Origin of the sequence: Nocardioides sp. T2.26MG-1 (assembly GCF_950101795.1) — a bacterium.
Lineage (GTDB): Bacteria > Actinomycetota > Actinomycetes > Propionibacteriales > Nocardioidaceae > Nocardioides.
In genome coordinates, this window is sequence record NZ_CATNLZ010000012.1 from 16,522 (window position 1) to 36,403 (window position 19,882).

16 protein-coding genes are annotated in these 19,882 nt (G+C 71.8%); 4 read left to right on the forward strand and 12 right to left on the reverse strand.

Annotated features, from left to right (window positions below):
* Positions 1–10 precede the first annotated feature (10 nt).
* The 4 genes from QQZ14_RS09810 to QQZ14_RS09825 all read left to right on the forward strand — a co-directional run bounded on the left by QQZ14_RS09810 (position 11) and on the right by QQZ14_RS09825 (position 3,155).
* On the forward strand, positions 11–1,135 hold the full coding sequence (locus tag QQZ14_RS09810) for a sensor histidine kinase (RefSeq protein ID WP_284534078.1): 1,125 nt from the start codon (positions 11–13) through the stop codon (positions 1,133–1,135).
* 10 nt (positions 1,136–1,145) lie between these two features.
* A complete protein-coding gene (locus QQZ14_RS09815) occupies positions 1,146–1,820 on the forward strand; it encodes a response regulator (RefSeq protein WP_284534079.1) in 675 nt (224 codons plus the stop codon).
* Positions 1,821–1,995: 175 nt separating this feature from the next.
* Complete coding sequence (locus QQZ14_RS09820; protein ID WP_284534080.1) at positions 1,996–2,631, forward strand: LysM peptidoglycan-binding domain-containing protein; 636 nt, start codon at positions 1,996–1,998, stop codon at positions 2,629–2,631.
* Entirely contained in the window at positions 2,628–3,155 is a 528-nt protein-coding gene (locus tag QQZ14_RS09825; RefSeq protein ID WP_284534081.1) for an Rv3235 family protein, read from the forward strand. Before QQZ14_RS09820 ends, QQZ14_RS09825 begins: the two co-directional genes overlap by 4 nt.
* 216 nt (positions 3,156–3,371) lie before the next feature.
* Here QQZ14_RS09825 and secA read toward each other — a convergent pair whose 3' ends face one another.
* The 12 genes from secA to hemG form a co-directional block, all read right to left on the reverse strand.
* Positions 3,372–6,212 carry a preprotein translocase subunit SecA gene (gene secA / locus QQZ14_RS09830; protein WP_284534082.1) on the reverse strand — a complete coding sequence of 947 codons (2,841 nt, stop codon included), beginning with the start codon at positions 6,210–6,212 and terminating at the stop codon, positions 3,372–3,374.
* Positions 6,213–6,272: 60 nt separating this feature from the next.
* Positions 6,273–7,487: a winged helix-turn-helix domain-containing protein gene (locus QQZ14_RS09835; protein ID WP_284534083.1), complete on the reverse strand. Its 1,215-nt coding sequence runs from the start codon at positions 7,485–7,487 to the stop codon at positions 6,273–6,275.
* Between the two features lie 220 nt (positions 7,488–7,707).
* Complete coding sequence (locus QQZ14_RS09840; protein WP_284534084.1) at positions 7,708–8,391, reverse strand: response regulator; 684 nt, start codon at positions 8,389–8,391, stop codon at positions 7,708–7,710.
* A 97-nt stretch (positions 8,392–8,488) separates the two neighbouring features.
* Positions 8,489–9,118 carry a ribosome hibernation-promoting factor, HPF/YfiA family gene (gene hpf / locus QQZ14_RS09845; protein ID WP_284534085.1) on the reverse strand — a complete coding sequence of 210 codons (630 nt, stop codon included), beginning with the start codon at positions 9,116–9,118 and terminating at the stop codon, positions 8,489–8,491.
* Between the two features lie 471 nt (positions 9,119–9,589).
* Positions 9,590–10,333, reverse strand: coding sequence for a ComF family protein (locus QQZ14_RS09850; protein ID WP_284534086.1), 744 nt, complete (start codon positions 10,331–10,333; stop codon positions 9,590–9,592).
* A gap of 64 nt (positions 10,334–10,397) precedes the next feature.
* On the reverse strand, positions 10,398–12,143 hold the full coding sequence (locus QQZ14_RS09855; RefSeq protein ID WP_284534087.1) for an LpqB family beta-propeller domain-containing protein: 1,746 nt from the start codon (positions 12,141–12,143) through the stop codon (positions 10,398–10,400).
* Entirely contained in the window at positions 12,140–13,774 is a 1,635-nt protein-coding gene (gene mtrB / locus QQZ14_RS09860; protein ID WP_284534088.1) for an MtrAB system histidine kinase MtrB, read from the reverse strand. Before mtrB ends, QQZ14_RS09855 begins: the two co-directional genes overlap by 4 nt.
* Positions 13,775–13,782: 8 nt before the next feature.
* Positions 13,783–14,487 carry an MtrAB system response regulator MtrA gene (gene mtrA / locus QQZ14_RS09865; RefSeq protein ID WP_284534089.1) on the reverse strand — a complete coding sequence of 235 codons (705 nt, stop codon included), beginning with the start codon at positions 14,485–14,487 and terminating at the stop codon, positions 13,783–13,785.
* A 191-nt stretch (positions 14,488–14,678) separates the two neighbouring features.
* Positions 14,679–16,121, reverse strand: a complete 1,443-nt coding sequence (gene ahcY, locus QQZ14_RS09870; RefSeq protein ID WP_284534090.1) for an adenosylhomocysteinase — start codon at positions 16,119–16,121, stop codon at positions 14,679–14,681.
* 157 nt (positions 16,122–16,278) lie between these two features.
* Positions 16,279–17,223: a DUF808 domain-containing protein gene (locus QQZ14_RS09875; protein WP_284534091.1), complete on the reverse strand. Its 945-nt coding sequence runs from the start codon at positions 17,221–17,223 to the stop codon at positions 16,279–16,281.
* Between the two features lie 57 nt (positions 17,224–17,280).
* Complete coding sequence (locus QQZ14_RS09880; RefSeq protein WP_284534092.1) at positions 17,281–18,435, reverse strand: TIGR04053 family radical SAM/SPASM domain-containing protein; 1,155 nt, start codon at positions 18,433–18,435, stop codon at positions 17,281–17,283.
* Positions 18,432–19,853 (reverse strand): protoporphyrinogen oxidase, encoded by a 1,422-nt coding sequence (gene hemG / locus QQZ14_RS09885; RefSeq protein ID WP_284534093.1) that lies wholly within the window; start codon positions 19,851–19,853, stop codon positions 18,432–18,434. The genes QQZ14_RS09880 and hemG overlap by 4 nt, the downstream gene beginning before the upstream one ends.
* Positions 19,854–19,882: the final 29 nt, after the last annotated feature.

The following is a 19,882-nucleotide window of genomic DNA, read 5'->3' on the forward strand; positions in this document are numbered from 1 at the left end:
GGGTGAAGCAGTGACCACGACCTGGGCACGACTCATCGCGTCGAACCTGGTCCTGGACGTCGTCGTCATCGCGGTGACCCTGGGGACGCTGATCGTCTCCCTGACGACCGGCGATCCGTTCGAGGGAACCCCGCTGGAGGTCGGCGCGATCCTCGTCGGGTGCGTGGTGCTGGGCGCCCGCCGCCACGTCCCGGCCGTCGTGCTGGCCGTGTCGCTCGCGGTCTTCGCGATCACCGGCGTCCCCACGCTCGCCATGCTGGCGGCCGGCACCGTCGCCGAGCGGTACGGCAACCACCTGGTCACCTGGCTGGGCACGCTCGCCGGGCTCGGCGTCGTGCTCTGGTTCGAGCCCGACGTCACGGGTGAGCGCGCCTGGCTGGTCTGGGGTGCGGTGATCGTGCTCCCGGCCGCGGTCGGCCTCAACCTGGCCGCACGCCGCGAGGCGCTGGCCGCCGCGGTGTTCCGCGCCGATCGGCTCGAGGCCGTCCAGCCCGTCCTCCAGGACCAGGCCCGGCTGGACGAGCGCACCCGGATCGCCCGGGAGATGCACGACGTCGTCGCCCACCAGGTGAGCCTGATCGCCCTCCACGCCGGAGGTCTCGAGCTGAGCGCCGAGGGGACGCCGTACGCCGAGACGGCCGCGCTCATCCGCCGCACCGCCCGGGAGGCGCTCGAGGAGCTGCGCAGCGTCATCGGCACGCTCAGGTCGACGCCGGACCAGGAGCGCGCTCCGCAACCGTCGGTCGACGCCATCGGGGATATGGTGGCGCGGTGGCAGGCCGCCGGGATGGACGTCACGCTCGCCGACCGCGTCCCGCCCGGGCACCGGGCCCGAGGCCCGGCCGGGCGCACGGCCTATCGGGTGATCGAGGAGTCGCTCACGAACGCCAGCAAGCACGCTGCGGGATCCGCCGTGGTCGTCACGCTGACGGAGGCGCGCGGCGATCTGGAGGTGACCGTGCACAACGGCCCGGCCACCCGGACGTCGTCGCGCGCCGCCACCGGGTCGGGCACGGGCCTGATCGGTCTGCGGGAGCGTGCCGATCTGCTCGGGGGCTCGATCGAGGCCCACGAGGACGGGGCGGGCGGATTCGTCGTGCGCCTCGTCCTTCCGCTCCCCGAGCCCGAGGAATGAGGCGGCCTCGGTGAACGGCGCCGCACCGGAGGAAACGCCGATCCGGGTGCTGCTCGTCGACGACGAGGCGCTCGTGCGGGCCGGCCTGCGGATGATCCTCTCGACGGCACCGGACCTGGCGGTCGTCGGCGAGGCCGAGGACGGCATCGGAGCCCTCGAGCGGACCCGCGAGCTCACGCCCGACGTGGTGCTGCTCGACATCCGAATGCCCGCCATGGACGGGCTGCGGGCACTCGAGCTGATGCGGGCGCTGCCGGATCCGCCCCACGTCATCGTGCTGACGACGTTCGATGCGGACGACCACGTCTACGACGCGCTGGCGAGCGGCGCGGCGGGGTTCCTCCTCAAGGACACCCCACCACGGGCGCTCATCCAGGCGATCCGGACCACGGTGACCGGCGGCGCGATCCTCTCCCCGGACCTGACCCGGCGGATCGCCGCGCGCCACACGGCGGACGTCCCCGACGACGTACGCGCGCGCCTCGCGACCCTCTCGGAGCGCGAGCTGGAGATCCTCCCGCTGGTCGCCCAGGGGCTCTCGAACGCCGAGATCGGTCGCGACCTCTACCTCAGCGAGGCGACGGTGAAGGCGCACCTGACCCACATCCTCGCCAAGCTCGGGACCGCGAACCGCGTGCAGGTCGCAGTCCTCGCCGTCCGCGCCGGCCTGCTTCCCGACGACTGAGCCCGACCCTGCTCGAGGGTCGACCCTCGTCGCCCTGCGGGGACCCCGCACGCCCCGAGCCGCTGCACCGTTCACCGACGTCCGGACGCTGCCTGTGCACAAGCGGTTGACTGCGAAGGTAAAAAGTCGTTTCCTGGCGTAAACGCACGCAAACGCATGGATCGTAGGTCTCGGGATGCCGGCTCCACCACTGCGCTGCCTGACCGTCTGGGTCGCCGCCACCGCGGCCGGCGGCGGCCTGGTCGCCTGGCTGGCGCCGCTGGCTGAGAGCGGGCCGGCCGACGCGGGGTTCGACGACCTCCTGGTGCGCCTGTGCTCGGCGGTGGCGATCCTCGGGACCGCCTGGCTGTGGGTGGCGACGAGCATCACCGTCATCGAGGCACTCCGCGGGCGCACCCGGGGCACCCGGGCGCTCCCGGCTCCCCTGCGCCGGTGGGTGCTCGCCGCCTGCGGCGCCGGGTTGGTCGCCGGCCTGGCCACGCCCGCCGTGGCGACCCCCGGCGAGGTGCACACCGACCGCGGACCGGTCTCGGTGCTCGCCGGGCTGCCGCTGCCCGACCGGGCGGTCGGCCTGCCCGGCGGCGCGTCGATCGGCACCGCTCCGCTCCCGTCTGCCCGGCCCCCGGTGTCGTCGGTCGTGGTCCGCCCCGGCGACACGCTCTGGGACCTCGCCTCGGTGCACCTCGGCGACGCCCGCCGGTGGCCCGAGATCTACGCGCTCAACCGGGCGGCGATCGGCGCCGACCCGAGCCTGATCCACCCCGCGACCCGCCTTCGGCTGCCCGCCGACCGACCCGAGGAGACACCGTGAGCGACCACCACCTCGACCATCACCTCGACGAGAACGTCGTGGCGCTGCGAGCACCCGTGCCGCTCGCGAGCGTGCAGGGCACGCTCGCGCTCGACCTCCAGCCGCGCCACGACCCGCCCGACCCGGCACCGGCCGCGTGCCGTGGCTCGGCGGACGTCATCGCGATCGAGCAGCCGCTACGGCACGGGCTCGAGCAGTGGGCCCGGCGCTACGTGCAGGCCGCGGTCGAGATCGTCGGCGGCGACCGTCCGGTCACCCAGCTGCTGCGCTGGAGCACCCGCGAGGTGTTCGACAACCTGGAGCGCCGCGCCCAGCTGGTCGCCCGAGCCGGGCGTCACCATCCCGGCCAAGGTCGCGTGCAGCCGGTGCGGCCCCAGGTCCTGGGGGTCCACACCTGCTTCATCCGGCACGACGTCGTCGAGGTCAGCGCCCACGTCCGCTACGGCCAGCGCTCCCGCGCGATCGCCGCCCGCTTCGAGGCCGTCGACCAGCGCTGGTGCTGCACCGCCCTGGACTTCGCATGAAGAGCGAGCGAGTCGCGGCGTGCGACGCACGAGCACGGCGCGTCGCGAGCGAAGGTTGAGCAGGCGATCGCGACCGAGGAACGAGGTCGCGCGAGCGCGTCGAATACCGGTGAGACGACAAACGGCGGTGACCGGATCGTCACCGCCGTCGTCGGGCCGGGTGGTTTCGAGGCTCAGGCGCCAGCGCGCCTTCGCACCTCAACCACCGGCAACGACTCAGCTGACCCGTGCGGTGAGCCCCGTCGGGCCACCGGGGCGACCGTGGCACTGCTTGAACTTCTTCCCCGACCCGCAGGGGCACCGGTCGTTGCGGCCCACGCCGGCGAACTCGTCGTCGGCGTTGGACGCGGGCGTGCCCTTGACCTCGGCCTCGCCGTCCTCGCTCGGGGCGGAGTAGGCCAGCTTGGTCGGCTGCTTGGGAGGCTCGAGGCCCTTCGCCCGGATCTGCGGCGTCTCGCGAGGCTGGCCCGCGACCTGCTCGCCGGACTGGTCGAACGCCGGCACCGGCTGGCGCATCGGCTCGACGACCTCGACCTCCTCCTCGTCCTCTTCCTCCTCGACCTCGACCTGGACCTCGAGGTTGAACAGGAAGCCGACAGCCTCCTCCTTGATGCCGTCCATCATCGCGGCGAACATCTCGAAGCCCTCGCGCTGGTACTCGACCAGCGGGTCGCGCTGCGAGTAGGCCCGCAGGTAGATGCCCTCGCGGAGGTAGTCCATCTCGTACAGGTGCTCGCGCCACTTGCGGTCGAGCACCGAGAGCAGCACCCGCCGCTCGAGCTCGCGCATCACGGTGTCGCCGACATCCGCCTCGCGGCGGTCGTAGGCGTCGTGGGCGTCCTTCTGGAGCGCGGCGATGAGCTCGTCGCGGTCCATGTTGGCCCGCCCGCCGGCCTCCTCCTCGAGTGCGTGGTAGTCGAGGCTGACCGGGTAGATCTGCCGCAGCGCCGTCCACAGCGCCTCGAGGTCCCACTCCTCGGCGAACTCCTCGGTCGCGCCGGTGACGTAGCCGGCGACCGTGTCGTCGATGAACGTGCGGATCTGGTCCTGCAGGTCCTTGCCCTCGAGCACCTCGCGCCGCTCGGCGTAGATCACCTTGCGCTGGCGGTCCATGACGTCGTCGTACTTGAGGACGTTCTTGCGCGACTCGAAGTTCTGGGACTCCACCTGGCCCTGCGCGTTGGCGATCGCGCTGGTGACGCGCTTGTTCTCGATCGGGACGTCGTCTGGGATCTTGAGGACCTGGAGCACGCGGTCGACCCAGTCGGACTTGAACAGCCGCATCAGCTCGTCCTGGAGCGACAGGTAGAACCGGGACTCGCCCGGGTCGCCCTGGCGGCCGGAGCGTCCACGCAGCTGGTTGTCGATGCGGCGGGACTCGTGACGCTCGGTGCCGACGACGTAGAGGCCGCCGAGTTCGCGGACCTCGTCGTGCTCGTTGGCGACCTGCGCCTTGATCCGCTCCAGGGTGCCCGGCCACTCGGCCTGGTACTCCTCCGCGGTCTCGCCCGCGGGCTCGAGCCCGCGCTTGCGCAGTTCGGCGTCGGCGAGGAACTCCACCGAGCCACCGAGCATGATGTCGGTGCCTCGACCGGCCATGTTGGTGGCGACGGTGACCGCGCCCTTGTGACCGGCGAGCGCCACGATCTTCGCCTCGTCGGCGTGCACCTTGGCGTTCAGGACCGAGTGCGGGATGCCGCGCTTCTTGAGCTTGGCGGAGAGGTGCTCGGACTTCTCGACCGAGACCGTGCCGACCAGCACCGGCTGGCCCTTCTCGTGCCGCTCGGCGATGTCCTGCACGACGGCGTCGTACTTCGCCTCCTCGGTGCGGTAGACCAGGTCGGGCTGGTCGACGCGCGCCATCGGCTTGTTGGTCGGGATCGGCACCACGCCGAGCTTGTAGATCTTGTCGAACTCGGAGGCCTCGGTCATGGCCGTGCCGGTCATGCCGGAGAGCTTCTCGTAGAGGCGGAAGTAGTTCTGCAGGGTGACCGTCGCGAGCGTCTGGTACTCCTCGCGGACCTGGACGCCCTCCTTGGCCTCGATCGCCTGGTGCAGGCCGTCGTTGTAGCGGCGACCGGCGAGCATGCGGCCGGTGTGCTCGTCGACGATCAGCACCTCGCCGTTGATGACGACGTACTCCTTGTCGTTGTGGAACAGCTCCTTGGCCTTGATGGAGTTGTTCATGAACGAGATCAACGGGGTGTTGACGGAGTCGTAGAGGTTGTCGATGCCGAGGTGGTCCTCGACCTTGGTGATGCCGGGCTCGAGGACCGAGATCGTGCGCTTCTTCTCGTCGACCTCGTAGTCCTCGTCACGAACGAGGGTCTTCACGATCTTCGCGAACTCGGCGTACCAGTGCACCTCGTCCTGCGTGGGGCCGCTGATGATCAGCGGGGTCCGCGCCTCGTCGATGAGGATCGAGTCGACCTCGTCCACGATCGCGTAGTTGTGGCCGCGCTGGACGCACTCCTCGATCGAGCCCGCCATGTTGTCGCGCAGGTAGTCGAAGCCGAGCTCGTTGTTGGTGCCGTAGGTGATGTCGCAGTTGTAGGCGACGCGCCGCTCGTCGGGGCGCATCTCCGGGAGGATCACGCCGACGGTGAGGCCCAGGAAATGGTGGACCCGGCCCATCATCTCGGACTGGAACTTGGCCAGGTAGTCGTTGACCGTGACGATGTGGACGCCCTTGCCCGACAGGGCGTTGAGGTAGGACGGCAGCACCGCGACGAGGGTCTTGCCCTCACCGGTCTTCATCTCGGCGATGTTGCCGAGGTGGAGCGCCGCGGCCCCCATGACCTGGACGTCGAACGGGCGCAGGCCGATCACGCGGCGCGAGGCCTCACGGACCGTCGCGAACGCCTCGGGCATGATGTCGTCGAGGGTCTCGCCGTTGGCGAGACGCTCCTTGAACTCCGCGGTCATGCCCTGGAGCTCGGCGTCGCTCATCGCGACGAAGTCGTCCTCGATGGCGTTGACCGCCTGCGAGATGGCCTCGAGCTGGCGCAGGATCTTGCCTTCGCCGATGCGGAGGATCTTGTCGAGAATGGCAGGCACGTGGGTTTGGCTCCCTGAAATCGTTGGCTGCGCCACTCTACCCAGGCCGGGAAGCGGGCCCTAACCGAGCGCCGCGACCGCGGCACCCAGCTCGCCCGCCAGGTCACCTCGAGGCTCCACCACAATGTCGGCCAGCCCCAGCCAGCCCGCCAGCGACTCCAGCTCGGCGGCCAGCTCGGCCGCCGTGTCAGGAGGCGCGTCGGGCTCGGCGTACGCCGCCCTCACGACCAGCCGCCCCGCGCCCCCGGCGTACGACCGCTCGGCCTTGAGGTCGGCCCGGCCCACGATCCGGTCGCGCAGCAGGAACGGCAGCACGTAGTAGCCGTGCACCCGCTTAGCGGCCGGGACGTAGATCTCGATGCGGTAGCGGAAGCCGAAGAGCTGCTCGGTGCGCGCCCGCTCCCACACCACCGGGTCGAACGGGCTCAGCAGCGCGCGGGCGTTCACGCGCCGTGGCAGCCGGGCGTCGCGGTGGAGGTAGCCGGGGCGCTTCCAGCCCTCGACCGTGACCGGGAGCAGCTCACCGTCCTCGACGAGCTCCGCCACGGCCTGCGCCGCGTGCGCGACCTCCATCCGGTAGTAGTCGCGAAGGTCCTGGACGGTGGCGACGCCGTGCGAGCGAGCCGCCCGGCGGACCAGCTCCCGGCTGGCGTCCTCCAGCGAGGGGGTGGGCTGCGCGAGGACGTCCGCGGGTAACACCCGCTCGGGAAGGTCGTAGCGGATCTCGAACTGGTTGTTGCGCCCGGCGATGGCGAGCTCGCCCGCGGTGTAGAGGTAGTCGAGCACCCGTCGGGTCCGCGACCAGTTCCATCCCCAGTTGTCCTTGGCGCGGGGCAGCCCGTCGTCGAGGTCTCGCGCGGTCGACGCACCTCGGTCGCGCACCTCGGCCACCAGGCTCTGCTCGAGGGCGTCGTCAGCGGCGACGAAGCCCCACTTGCCGCGCTTCTCGCGGTACGACGCCATCCGGTGCCGCATCACCGGCCACAGGTCGACCGGCATGAACGCCTGCACGTGCGCCCAGTACTCCACGATCCGCCGCGGCCGGTGCTCGGCGGCCCGGCGCAGCAGCTCGACGTCGTACGGGCCCATCCGCGAGAACAGCGGCATGTAGTGGGCGCGCTGGAGCACGTTGACGGAGTCGACCTGGAGCACGCCGGTGCGCTCGAGCGTGCGGGTGAACGTGCGCATCGTCGGGGTGGTGTGCCGCGGGTCGAGGAAGCCCTGGGCGGCGAGTGCGATGCGGCGTGCCTGGGCGTTGCTCAGCGAGTCGACCACGAAGCCAGACCCTAGATCAGGGCGCCGACACTCGTTGGTCGAGTAGCGAGCACGTCATCCGGTGGTCGAGTAGCGAGCGCCAGCGAGCGCATCGAGACCCCTGTCGGTCACCAGGCCGACTGTCGGCTCACCGCTGTCTCGATACGCCGGTCGCGACCTCGTTCCTCGGTCGCGCGGCTACTCGACCTGGCTGCTGCTTCCTAGCGCCGGCAAGCCGGCACTAGGGCAGCTCAAGCAGCTTCTCCTTGACGGCATACATCACGGCCTCCATGCGGGAGTGCAGCTGGAGCTTCTCCAGGATGTTGCGCACGTGGTTCTTGACGGTGTTCTCGCTGATGAACAGCTCCTTGGCGATCTCGCGGTTGTTCATCCCGCGGGCCACCAGACGCAGCACCTCGAGCTCGCGCTCGGTGAGGCGCAGCCCGGGCACGTGGTCGCGCTCGGGGCGCGACATCTGCTTGAACTCGTCGATGAGCTTGACCGCCATCGACGGGCTGATCAGCGACTGGCCGTCGGCGACGACCCGGACCGCCTGCGCGACCTCCTCGATCGAGGAGTCCTTGAGCAGGTAGCCGGCAGCGCCGCTCTTGACCGCCTCGTAGAGGTCGGCCTCCTCGTCGGAGACCGTGAGCATGATGATCTTGGCCGACGGGACGGCCTCCTTGATCGCCAGGCACGCCTCGATCCCGGAGCGCTTCGGCATCCGGATGTCGAGCAGCACGACGTCGGGCGCGGCCGTCTCGGCGAGGGAGGTGCCCTCGACGCCGTCGCCGGCCTCGCCGACCACCTCGATGCCGGGCTCGATGCCGAGCAGCATCGTCAGGCCTCGGCGGAACAGCTCCTGGTCATCGACCACGAGCACCCGGATCGGCTCGCCTCCGGCGTCGTTCGTCTCGTCTCCCACCTGCGCATCATGGCACGATCAGGCCCCCCGGGGCGCGCGATCGGGTGGTGGAGATGCCGACCGGCCCATCAGGACCGGCCCGACACCCGTCCCTCGCTCAGGACGTCGCGTCCACGTCCAGCGAGATCACGCCGTAGTCGTAGCCGCGGCGCCGGTAGACGACCGAGGGCCGGTCGTTCTCCTTGTCCACGAAGAGGTAGAAGTCGTGGCCCACGAGCTCCATCTCGTAGAGCGCCTGGTCGAGTGTCATCGGGCTGGCGGCGTGGGTCTTCTCGCGGACCACCAGCGGACCGTCGCCGGAGACGTCGATCGGCCCGACCTTGCGGTCGTGGGTGGTCACCTGGTCATCCGCAGCGGTCTCGTCGATGGCCTCCATCCCCTCGGCGAGCGCCTGGCCGACCGAGACGGGTGCACGCCGTCCGCGGTGCACGCGCCGCCGGTCGGACGCGCGCCGCATCTGTGCGGCCATCTTGTCGAGGGCGAGGTCCAGCGCGGCCATCTTGTCCGCCGCCAGCGCCTCGGCCCGGATCACGGGCCCCTTCGAGAACGCGGTCAGCTGGAGCCGCACCGCGCGGTCCGCCTGGCGCGGGTTGCGCTCACACTCGACCTCCACGTTCACGCGGATGATGCGATGGTCGTGCTTCTCGAGCTTTCCCAGCTTCTCGTCGACGTGACTGCGGAACCTGTCCGACAGCTCGCAATGACGACCGGTGACCACAACTTCCATGTGAACCTCCCGTTGCACAGTTGGTTTCAGCGATGAATCAGCGTCCGAGCACGCCCTCCTGCGGGCAGGCCGACGCCCCGGCACCCCTGTCGTGGGGTCCGGTGCTCGGGGTGGTGAGAGGAGTCCGTCCGGCCGACCTGGTCTTCGACCCCACAATCGCCTGCTGAGGCGTTCGCAGCTTGAGTGCCACTACTGGCCTTCTCCCGGCCGTCGTCGCATCTGGCGACGGGGCAGAGGCAGGACTTACGACTAAGCCGCACCGTGATCCCAAGACAAGGGAGGCGCCGCCCCCCTCGGACCCCCCGAAGGAGATCCAGGAGAACTCCCCCAAGGCTTGGTTACGTGGACCGTTTCGCCTGCGACTGGCATCGGCTTGCCGACGTGACGCCCGGTTGGACCGGGGCGTCCCGACGACGCAACCACGGACCCGGACGGACTCCATGCACAGACGTTAGTCGAAGGCCTCGGCATTCAAAAGGGACCGAGGTCCCAGGAACCCGCCGCCGCGTCGGTACGGCGGCGGGTGGCCGCCACCGCGGCGAGCGCGACCACCGTGAGACCGACCGACTCGAGGGCGCGCTGAGCCTCGCGGGCCGTCGACCCGGTGGTGAGCACGTCGTCGCAGACCACCAGCGAGGCACGGGGTCGGCAGGTGGCGAGGCGGCGCAGCGACGTCGCCGGGCAGTGCATGGAGCCGGCCAGGTTGGCGGCCCGGGCGGCCGCTCCGAGGCCCGCCTGGTCGAGCACGCCGGACCGGCTGCGCAGCAGCCGCGTCGCGACGACGTCGAGGCCACCGGCCCGTGCGAGCCGAGCAGCACGGACGGTGATCGACCAGGTCGGGTCGTGCCCACGGGCCCGCGCGCTGCCCGGACGCGATGGCACGGGCACCAGCACCACCGGACCCGCCGGTCCCCCGGGCTGCCCGTGGAGCGCCGACGAGACCGCCTGGGCGAGCAACCGGCCGAGCGGGCCGCGGAGCGCGAGCACGCGGTGCTCCTTATGCGCGAGCACCAGGGCACGGACGGTGCCGTCGTACGCCGCCGCCGCCCACGGCGGAGCCAGCCCAGCCGGCACCGGCGAGGGCCAGGCGGGCCGTGCCCCGTCCGGAAGCCCGGCCGCGCAGGGCTCGCAGAGCGGGCGACCGGGGCGCGCGCAGCCGACGCAGGAGCCGCCGAGCAGCAGGTCGAGCGAGCCGTCCAGGACGTCGCGGAGCATGCTCGATCGCACCAGGTCGCCGGCCCGGTGTTCAATCCCGGCCGCCGCGCCTGTGGACGGGCTCTCAGCCGACGTAGACCACGCCGGTGGTGCCCTTCGGCAGCGGCGTGAGGTGCTGGTCGGAGCTGCCGACGTCGACGAGGCCCCGGCGGGTCAGGCCGTAGACCGGCTCGTCGCCGGCCGGGGACCCGACGAGCCCGGTGAGCACGCCGCCGACCGTCACCGCCGTCGGGTCGATGCTGGACGGCGACCCGTCCACCGGGGCTGCCTCGATCATCGCGAGTGCCGTCGCCACGGGTGGGGTGAGCACGTCGATGCTGCTGGTGCTGCGCCAGGCGATCGCCCGGATCGGCAGCTCGTCGTCGCCGCTCGCCCCGATCCGGCGTGCCCGCGTGGCGCCGAGCACCTGGCCGGTCCCGCGGTGCTCGATCCGGGTCACGACGATCGCGTCCCCGGCGGGTCCGCTGATCACGGCGACCAGACGGCTGCCGTCGCGTGAGACGAGGAACGAGCGGACCCGTTCGCCGGAGATGCCCGGCACCCACAGCGTCCGCACCGTGGTCCCCTCGACGTACGAGACCCGCGCCCCCCGACTGGTCCGGTCGACCAGCCACATCCGGCCGGAGAAGTCCCAGGCCGGCCTGAGGAAGTCCTGGCCGCCGCTGACGACGGTCCGGACCTTCGTGTCCTTGTTGCTGCCGAGCTCGCCGACGAGGACCGACGTGCCGTTGGCACCGATGCCGGCCACGGTGCTCGCGTCCAGGCTGACGCCGATCGAGCGCATCCCCAGGCTCCGGCCGCCGAGGGCGCCCGCCACGGGCTCCAGGGCCGTCGGCGTGCCCGAGACGACGCCACCGCGGCGCAGCCCGTAGAGCAGCGGGCTGGCCTGGAACCCCGCCGGGTCGAACTGGGCGCCGCCGTCCACCCGGTACGACGAGACGCCGCCGGGCAACGGCACGGGGTCGCCGTTGAAGGAGAGCCGGATGCTCTTCACCGCTGGCTCCTGGCGCAGCGTCCACGCCAGCTGCGCCATCATCATCTCGATCGTGTTGGCCGTGGGCCGCCCCCCGTCCCCCGACAGCAGGATGTCGGCGACGCCGTCGTCGGACACCGTCACGCCGACCGAGACCTCGAGGCCCGGAGGGATGAAGCTCTGGATGACCCGGGAGAGGTCGGGCGAAGGCCCCATCAGCAGGGCCTGGACGAGCGAGGACGCGAGCTGGTCGCCCCGGGGCACGAAGACCGGCTCCGGTGTCAGGATCGAGGCGGTGGGGTCGAAGTAGTACAGCGAGACCTGGCGGAAGTACTGCTGGAACCAGCTCTCGGGCACGATCAGCGCGTTCGGGAGCCGGTCGATGCGCCACTCGCCGTCCTCGAGCGCCATCGTGAACGTGATCGTGCGGTGCGCCCGCGGGAGCGCCCCTCGCCAGGCGCCGCGGCTGTCGAGATGGTTGGCGTCAGGCAGCCGGATGGTGACCGCCTGGCCGCTGTCGGTCGGCGTCGGCGGAGTCGGGTAGGTGATCGTCCCCTGCGGGTTCCACGCCGCGGCGGCGTCCTCGGTGAGGAACTCGCGCGCGATCTTCGTGCTGACCGGCACCGCCCGCATCGCGATGAGGAACTGGCGCACGATCTCGGTCGGGGCCGCCCCGTCCTCCGGCGGCCGGGGGTCGAAGAAGAACCCCGTGTCGGTGGAGACGTCGCCCTCGGAGCGGGTCTCGACGACCGGCCCGTCGTCGGGCACGCGGACGCAGCCGCCGACCAGAGCGGCGAGCAGGACCACCGCCAGGGCGGCCAGCCCCCGGCGCGTCACGAGACCGGCTCCGCGACGTCGGCGGGCACCAGTGGCAGCGGGCTGTGCCGGAGCACCCCACCGGCCCGGCGCGGCAGCGTGAGCCGGAACTGCGCGCCCTCCCCCGGACGGCCCCAGGCCTGCAGCCAGCCACCGTGCAGGTGGGTGTCCTCGAGCGCGATCGACAGACCGAGCCCGGTCCCGCCACTGGTGCGCGCCCGCGCCGGGTCGGCACGCCAGAACCGGTTGAAGACCATCGAGGCCTCCCCGGGCGCCAGGCCCACCCCGTGGTCTCGGACCGCGATCGCGGCGGCATGCTCGTCGCCGGCGACGTACAGCACGATGCCCGCATGGGGACCCTCCGCGGCCGCGTGGTCGATCGCGTTGGTGACCAGGTTGCGCACGATCCTCTCGACCCGGCGCACGTCGGCCTCCGCGAGGCAGGCATCGCCGGGTGCCCGGACCTCGACGGTCACGTGCCGCTGCTCGGCCAGCGGGCGGGTGACGTCGACGATGCGGCGCGCCACGTCGACGAGGTTGACGTCGTCGAGCTCCAGCACGGCGGCGCCGGCGTCGAAGCGGCTGATCTCGAGCAGGTCGGCGAGCAGCGTCTCGAACCGGTCCAGCTCGGTCTGGAGCAGCTCGGCGGCGCGCGCCGTGGCGGGGTCGAAGCCCCGGCGGGCGTCGTGCAGGACGTCGCCGGCCATCCGCACGGTCGTGAGCGGGGTGCGCAGCTCGTGGGACACGTCGGACACGAAGCGTCGTTGCACCCTGCTGAGCTCCTCGAGCTGGCGGATCTGGCGTTGCAGGTTGCTGGCCATCTGGTTGAACGACGTCGCGAGCCGGGCCAGGTCGTCCTCACCGGACACCTTGAGTCGCTCCTGGAGCTGCCCGGCGGCCAGCCGCTCCGCGACCTGGCGGGCGAGCCGGATCGGGGTGACCACCTGCCGGGTGACCAGCCAGGTCATCCCGGCGACCAGCACGAGCAGCAGCACGCCGGCGGTCAGCAGGGCGCGGGTCACCAGCGCCAGCGTCTCCTCCTGCTCGTCGAGCGGGAACAGGTAGTAGAGCGTGTAGGACTCCGCGTCCGAGGGCAGCTGCACCTGGGAGCCGACCGCGATGCCCGGTCGCTCGGTGACGGTCCCGTCGGGCCCGGTGCGCCGGATCGAGGTGTAGGTCCACGCGGTCGAGGACGACGAGTCGAAGTGCTGCTCGAGCGAGCCCGGCACACTGCGGGTGTCCAGGCCCCTGGTGCGGCTGGCGCCACCGTCGGCGATCCGGCTGCCGGGCGTGGTGGGGCCGACCAGCACGACGGAGTAGCCACGGGTCTCGCCGCGCTGGATCAGGGTGCCGGCGAGCGACTGCTGCTGACCGAAGGGGTCGCTGACGATCCCCGGAGCCGCGTCCAGGAGGTCGCGCGCCTCGGCGGTCTCGTCGTTCGCCTCGGCCACGACCGCGTCGACGCGGTGCTCGAGCAGGCCGTCACGGGTCTGCTGGAGCAGGAACCAACCCACGACACTGACGACCCCGGCGGACAGGATCAGCGTGCTCGCCACCACGCGCGCCTGGATCGAGCGTCGCCAGAAGGTGAGCCCCCGACGGACGGACTCGGGCAGCCTGTGGGAGCCGGCTGACGAGCGCAGGTGGAGCACGGGTCGTCCTACGCGGTTCCGGCTTTGTACCCCACGCCACGGACCGTCACGACGATCTCGGGGTTCTCGGGATCGTGCTCGACCTTGGAGCGCAGCCGCTGGACGTGGACGTTGACGAGGCGCGTGTCGGCGGCGTGGCGGTAGCCCCACACCTGCTCGAGGAGCACCTCGCGCGTGAAGACCTGCCACGGCTTGCGGGCCAGGCACACGAGCAGGTCGAACTCGAGCGGCGTCAGGCTGATCCGCTCACCCCCGCGGGTGACCGCGTGACCGGCGACGTCGATCGCGAGGTCGCCGATCGTCAGCGTCTCCTGGCTCGGGGCGTCGAAGCGGCGCACCCGGGCCCGGATCCGGGCGACCAGCTCCTTGGGCTTGAACGGCTTGACGACGTAGTCGTCGGCGCCCGACTCCAGGCCCACGACCACGTCGACCGTGTCACCCTTGGCGGTCAGCATCACGATCGGGACACCGGACTCGGCGCGGATCTCCTTGCACACGTCGATGCCGTCCTTGCCGGGCAGCATCAGGTCGAGCAGCACCAGGTCGGGGCGGTACTCGCGGAACGCGTCCATCGCCAGGTCGCCGCGGCCGACCATGTGGCTGTCGAAGCCCTCCTGGCGCAGCACGATCGTGAGCATCTCGGCCAGCGAGGCGTCGTCGTCCACGACCAGGATCCGTCCCTTGGTCAGGCTCTCGGACGCAGGCTCGCTCATGGTGTCCAGTGTGCCAGCCCCGGCCCGCTCGTTTGGGACGTACCTCCCGAGGACGGGCCGGTGGGGCGGCCCCGTGTGACCACCCCACCGATCACCGGTCTCGATATGCCGGTCGCGACCTCCTTCGTCGGTCGCGCGGCTACTCGACCCAGCGCGTGTTTCCTGAGCCGAGCAAGCTCGGCTCAGGCGCCCTAGTACCGGTACTGCTCCGGCTTGTACGGGCCGGCGGCGTCGATGCCGAGGTAGGCGGCCTGCTCGTCGCTGAGGCGGGTCAGCTTCACCCCGAGCGCGTCGAGGTGCAGGCGGGCGACCTCCTCGTCGAGGTGCTTGGGCAGCACGTAGACGCCGACCGGGTAGTCCTCGGTCTTCGTGAAGATCTCGATCTGGGCCAGCACCTGGTTCGTGAAGGAGTTCGACATCACGAACGACGGGTGGCCGGTGGCGTTGCCGAGGTTCATGAGACGGCCCTCGGAGAGCACGATGATCGCCTTGCCGGTGGGGAACGTCCACACGTCGACCTGCGGCTTGACGTTCTTGCGCTCGGCGACGCCGGGAGCCTCGAGGCCGGCCATGTCGATCTCGTTGTCGAAGTGGCCGATGTTGCCCACGATCGCGTTGTGCTTCATCGACCGCATGTGGTCGACGGTGACGACGTCCTTGTTGCCGGTCGCGGTGATGATGATGTCGGCGTACGGGAGGGCGTCTTCGAGCGTGGTGACCTGGTAGCCGTCCATCGACGCCTGCAGCGCGCAGATCGGGTCGATCTCGGTGACGATCACGCGAGCACCCTGGCCGCGCAGCGACTCGGCGCAGCCCTTGCCGACGTCGCCGTACCCGCACACCACGGCGACCTTGCCGCCGATGAGGACGTCGGTGGCGCGGTTGATGCCGTCGATCAGCGAGTGGCGGCAGCCGTACTTGTTGTCGAACTTCGACTTGGTGACCGAGTCGTTGACGTTGATCGCCGGGAACAGCAGCGTGCCCTCGCGCATCATCTCGTAGAGACGGTGCACACCGGTGGTGGTCTCCTCGGTGACGCCCTTGATCGCGTTGGCGATCGGGGTCCAGTGGTTCGGCTTGTCGGCGAGGACCTTGTTGAGCACCTCGAACACGATCCGCTGCTCGGCGCTGCCGGCGGACGCCGGGTCGGGCGCCTGCCCGGACTTCTCGGCCTGGACGCCGAGGTGGACGAGCATGGTGGCGTCGCCGCCGTCGTCGAGGATCATGTTCGGCAGCTGGCTCTGCCCGTCCTTGGCAGGCCAGTCGAGGATCTGCTGGGTGCACCACCAGTACTCCTCCAGCGTCTCGCCCTTCCAGGCGAAGACCGGGACGCCCTGGGGGTCCTCGGGAGTGCCGTTCGGGCCGACCGCGATCGCGGCGGCCGCGTGGTCCTGGGTGGAGAAGATGTTGCAGGAGGCCCAGCGGACCTCGGCGCCGAGAGCGACCAGGGTCTCGATGAGCACCGCGGTCTGGATCGTCATGTGCAGCGAGCCCGCGATCCGGGCGCCGGCCAGCGGCTGCTCGGCGCCGTAGCGCTCGCGCATCGCCATCAGGCCCGGCATCTCGTGCTCGGCGAGCTCGATCTCGGTGCGGCCGTAGTCGGCCAGGGAGAGGTCGGCGACCTTGAAGTCCATCGGTTGTCTCCTCGTGAGGTGGAGTCAGGTCTGCGTCGTGCATCTGCACGTCTTGGGATCTCCCACGCGGACGCTGCAAAGCCTAGGACGGCGATCACCGGTTGGCGGAATCCTCGCGCCTGGTCGCCACCCGGGCCGGCCGGCCCCGAGCGAACGGTCAGTGAGCGGCGGCGGTCTTCTTGGGGAACGGCAGCAGGTGCATGACGACCATGACGAGCCCGCCGACGATCAGGCCGAGGACGGCGGACGCCACGGTGTTGACCGTCCAGCCGAGCGCGCCGCCCGCGCCGGACACCGCGTCGTGGACCTTCTCCTCGAGGTGGTGCACGGCGTCGTACGGCGCGTGCCAGCCGAGGTCGTCGAGCCCCACCAGCTCGATGTGGCCGCCGACCCACAGCATCGCGGCCGTGCCGACCACGGAGATCGTGGTGAGCAGCCGCGGCATGAACGCGACCAGGCCGCGGCCGAGCCGCTGCAGCGCGGCCGACGAGCGCTGGGTCAGGTGCAGGCCGACGTCGTCAATCTTCACGATCACCCCGACCACGCCGTACACGCCGATCGTGATCACGATCGCGACCACCACGAGGATCAGCAGCCGGCTGAGGAACGGCTCGTCGGCGACCTCGTTCAGCGCGATCACCATGATCTCGGCCGACAGGATCAGGTCGGTGCGGATCGCGCCGCTGACCATCTGCTTCTCGGCGTCGGCACCGGCCTCCGCGACCGGGGCGCCGTGCGCGTCGTGGCCGCGGATCCGGCCCCAGACCTTCTCAGCCCCCTCGTAGCAGAGGTAGGCACCGCCGGTCATCAGGATCGGGGTCAGCAGCCACGGCAGGAACTGGCTGAGCACCAGCGCCACCGGGAGGATCAGCAGCAGCTTGTTGCGGATCGAGCCGATCGCGATCCGGCGGATCATCGGCAGCTCACGGTCGGCGGTGACGCCGTGGACGTACTGCGGGGTCACCGCGGTGTCGTCGACGACCACCCCGGCGGCCTTGGTGGTCGCCCGGCCGGCGGCGGCCCCGACGTCGTCGACCGACGCCGCGGCCAGGCGCGCGAGCGCGGCGACGTCGTCGAGCAGCGCGAACAACCCTCCAGCCATGTGCGGAAGGCTATCGGGCGGTCCGCAACCCGCCGACCGGCTGGGTCAGGCCCGCGGTCAGACGGGGGCCGGCTGGAAGATGCAGGCCGAGTCCTCGGCCAGCGGGTCGCCGGTGTCGGCGTACGCCCGGGCCCGCGAGCCGCCGCACAGGTCGGCGAACTCGCACCGCCCGCACCGGCCGCTGAACTCCGAGGCCCGGATGCTGCGCAGCACCTTGTTGTCGCGGTAGATCTCGGCCAGCGGCCGGTCCCGCACCGAGCCCAGCGGGAGCGGCAGGAAGCCGGCCGGGTAGACCTCGCCGTCGTAGGCGACGAACACGATGCCCTTGCCGTCGCGGGTGGAGACGGTGTGCGCGGTCGACCGGCCCCGGCCCGGGCCGGCGCGCTCGACCAGGCGGTCGTGGAGGCGGTGGTACGTCGCGGTGTCCGGCGCGGGCACCCCGGCCTTGCGCTGGACGACGATCCTGCGGAAGAACGGCGCCTCCACCGTGCGCACCGTGAAGCCGTAGTGGGAGGTGTCGAACAGGAAGTGGCACACGTCCTCGTGCTCGGCCGGCGTGATCGCGCCGGTGGCCTCGCCGCGACCGACGTGCACCAGGAAGAACACCTCCCAGATCGCGACCCCCGTCTCGGCCATGAGCGCGGCGATGTCCGCGAGCTCGTCGAGGTTGGCGCGCATCACGGTGGTGTTGATCTGCACCTTCAGCCCGGCGTCGACGAGCGCCCGGATCGCGAGCACCGTCTCCTCGAAGTGGCCGGGGATGCCGCGGACGCCGTCGTGCGTCTCGGGCGTCGCGCCGTCCAGGCTGAGCGAGACCGCCTTGACCCCGGAGTCGACCATGCGGCCGATCGTCTCGGGGGTCAGCATCGGGGTGACCGACGGCGACATCGCGACCGGGACGCCCAGGCCGTTGGCGTACTCCACCATGTCGAAGACGTCGGGGCGCAGCAGGCAGTCCCCGCCGGTGAGGATCAGGATCGGGTACGGCCGGCCGAAGGCGGCGACCTGGTCGATCAGCGCGCGCCCCTCGGCGCCGCTCAGCTCGCCCGGCAGCGGGTCGGGCGCCGCGGACGCCCGGCAGTGCCGGCAGGCGAGCAGGCACGCGCGGGTGACCTCCCAGAACACCAGCATCGGCCGCTGCCCGTAGTCGACCGACCGGGGCAGCGTGAGGCCGGCGGGGTGGCCGGGGGGGTGGCCGGTGGGGTGGTTCATGCGGACGCTCCTTGCGCTGTGAGGATGCGGGTGGCGGTCGCCTCGGCCTGGGCCACGCACCCGGCGAGGCCGACGCCGCGGTACGCCGCGCCGGTCAGGTCCAGGCCCGGCAGCCCGGCCAGCTCCGCGTCGAGGGCCGTGAGCCGGGCGGCGTGCCCGACGACGTACTGCGGCATCGCGGCCGGCCACCGCTGGACGATCCCGTCGAGCGGCTCGGCACGGATCCCGAGCATCCGCGAGAGGGCCTCGCGGACCTCCCCGACGAGCCCCCCGTCGTCCATCGTGAGCCAGCGTGAGTCCCCGGCCCGGCCGACCATGGCCTTGACCAGCACGAGGTCGTCGCTGGGCTGGGGCCACTTCTGCGACAGCCAGCTGCAGCCGACGATCAGCTCGCCCTCGACCGGCGGGACGAGGAAGCCCGTGCCCGGCGGCAGCGGCGGCACCTGGTCGCGCCGGAACGCCAGGGTCACGTTGGCGACGTCGACGTACCCGATGCCGCGCAGCAGCTCGGCCGCGCCCGGCGCGAGGTCCGCGAGCAGGTCGGCGGTGACGTACGCCGGGGTCGCGAGCACGACGTGGGACGCGGGGAGGAGCCGGTCGTCGGTGCGCACCGTCCAAGATCCGTCGGACCTGCGGTCGAGACCGCGGGCCGCGGCGCCGGTCAGGACGGTCTCGGGGCCGAGCTCGTCGACGAGACGCGCGGTGAGCCCGGAGAGACCGCCACGCAGCGACACCAGCGGGGCGCTCGGGCGCCCCGCTGGCGTGGGGGCGCTGCGGCGCCGGCGGCGCATGGTGAGGTAGAGGCTGCGGCCTGAGCGGGCCATCGCGGCGATCTCGGGCACCGTGCTGGTGGCGCTCAGGAGCGCCGGGTCGCCGGCGTGGACGCCGCCGAGCAGGGGCGCCACCAGCCGGTCGTAGACCCCGGCACCGAACCGCGGCCGGACCAGGTCGGCGACCGACGGGTCGTCGGGCAGCCGGGACGGCGGCAGCACGAGGTCGAGCCCGGCCCGGGCCACCTCGGTGGGGCGGAGCAGCCCGGAGCGCAGCAGCGGGACCAGCCGCTCGGGCAGGCCGAAGGCCATCCCCGGCGGGAGCGGCCGCAGCGCGCCCCGGGACCAGACGTAGGAGCCGGAGCTCTGCGGCTCGACGACGGTCTCCGCCAGGCCGAGCGACGCCACCAGCCCGCCGAGCTCGGGGGCCCGGGACAGGTAGGCGTCGGGCCCGGTGTCGACCGGACGGGCGGCGACCTGCACGGTGTGGACCTTGCCGCCGGGACGCTCCGAGGCCTCGAGCACCCGCAGCCGGGCCTCCGGGCCGAGCCGCTGCCGCAGGAAGTACGCCGTCGCCAGGCCGCTGATGCCGCCGCCCACCACGACGACCTGGGCGTGCGCGCGCTCGTGCCCGCCGGTCCCGGTCATGCAGCCATCCTCGCCGCGCGCGGGTCCCG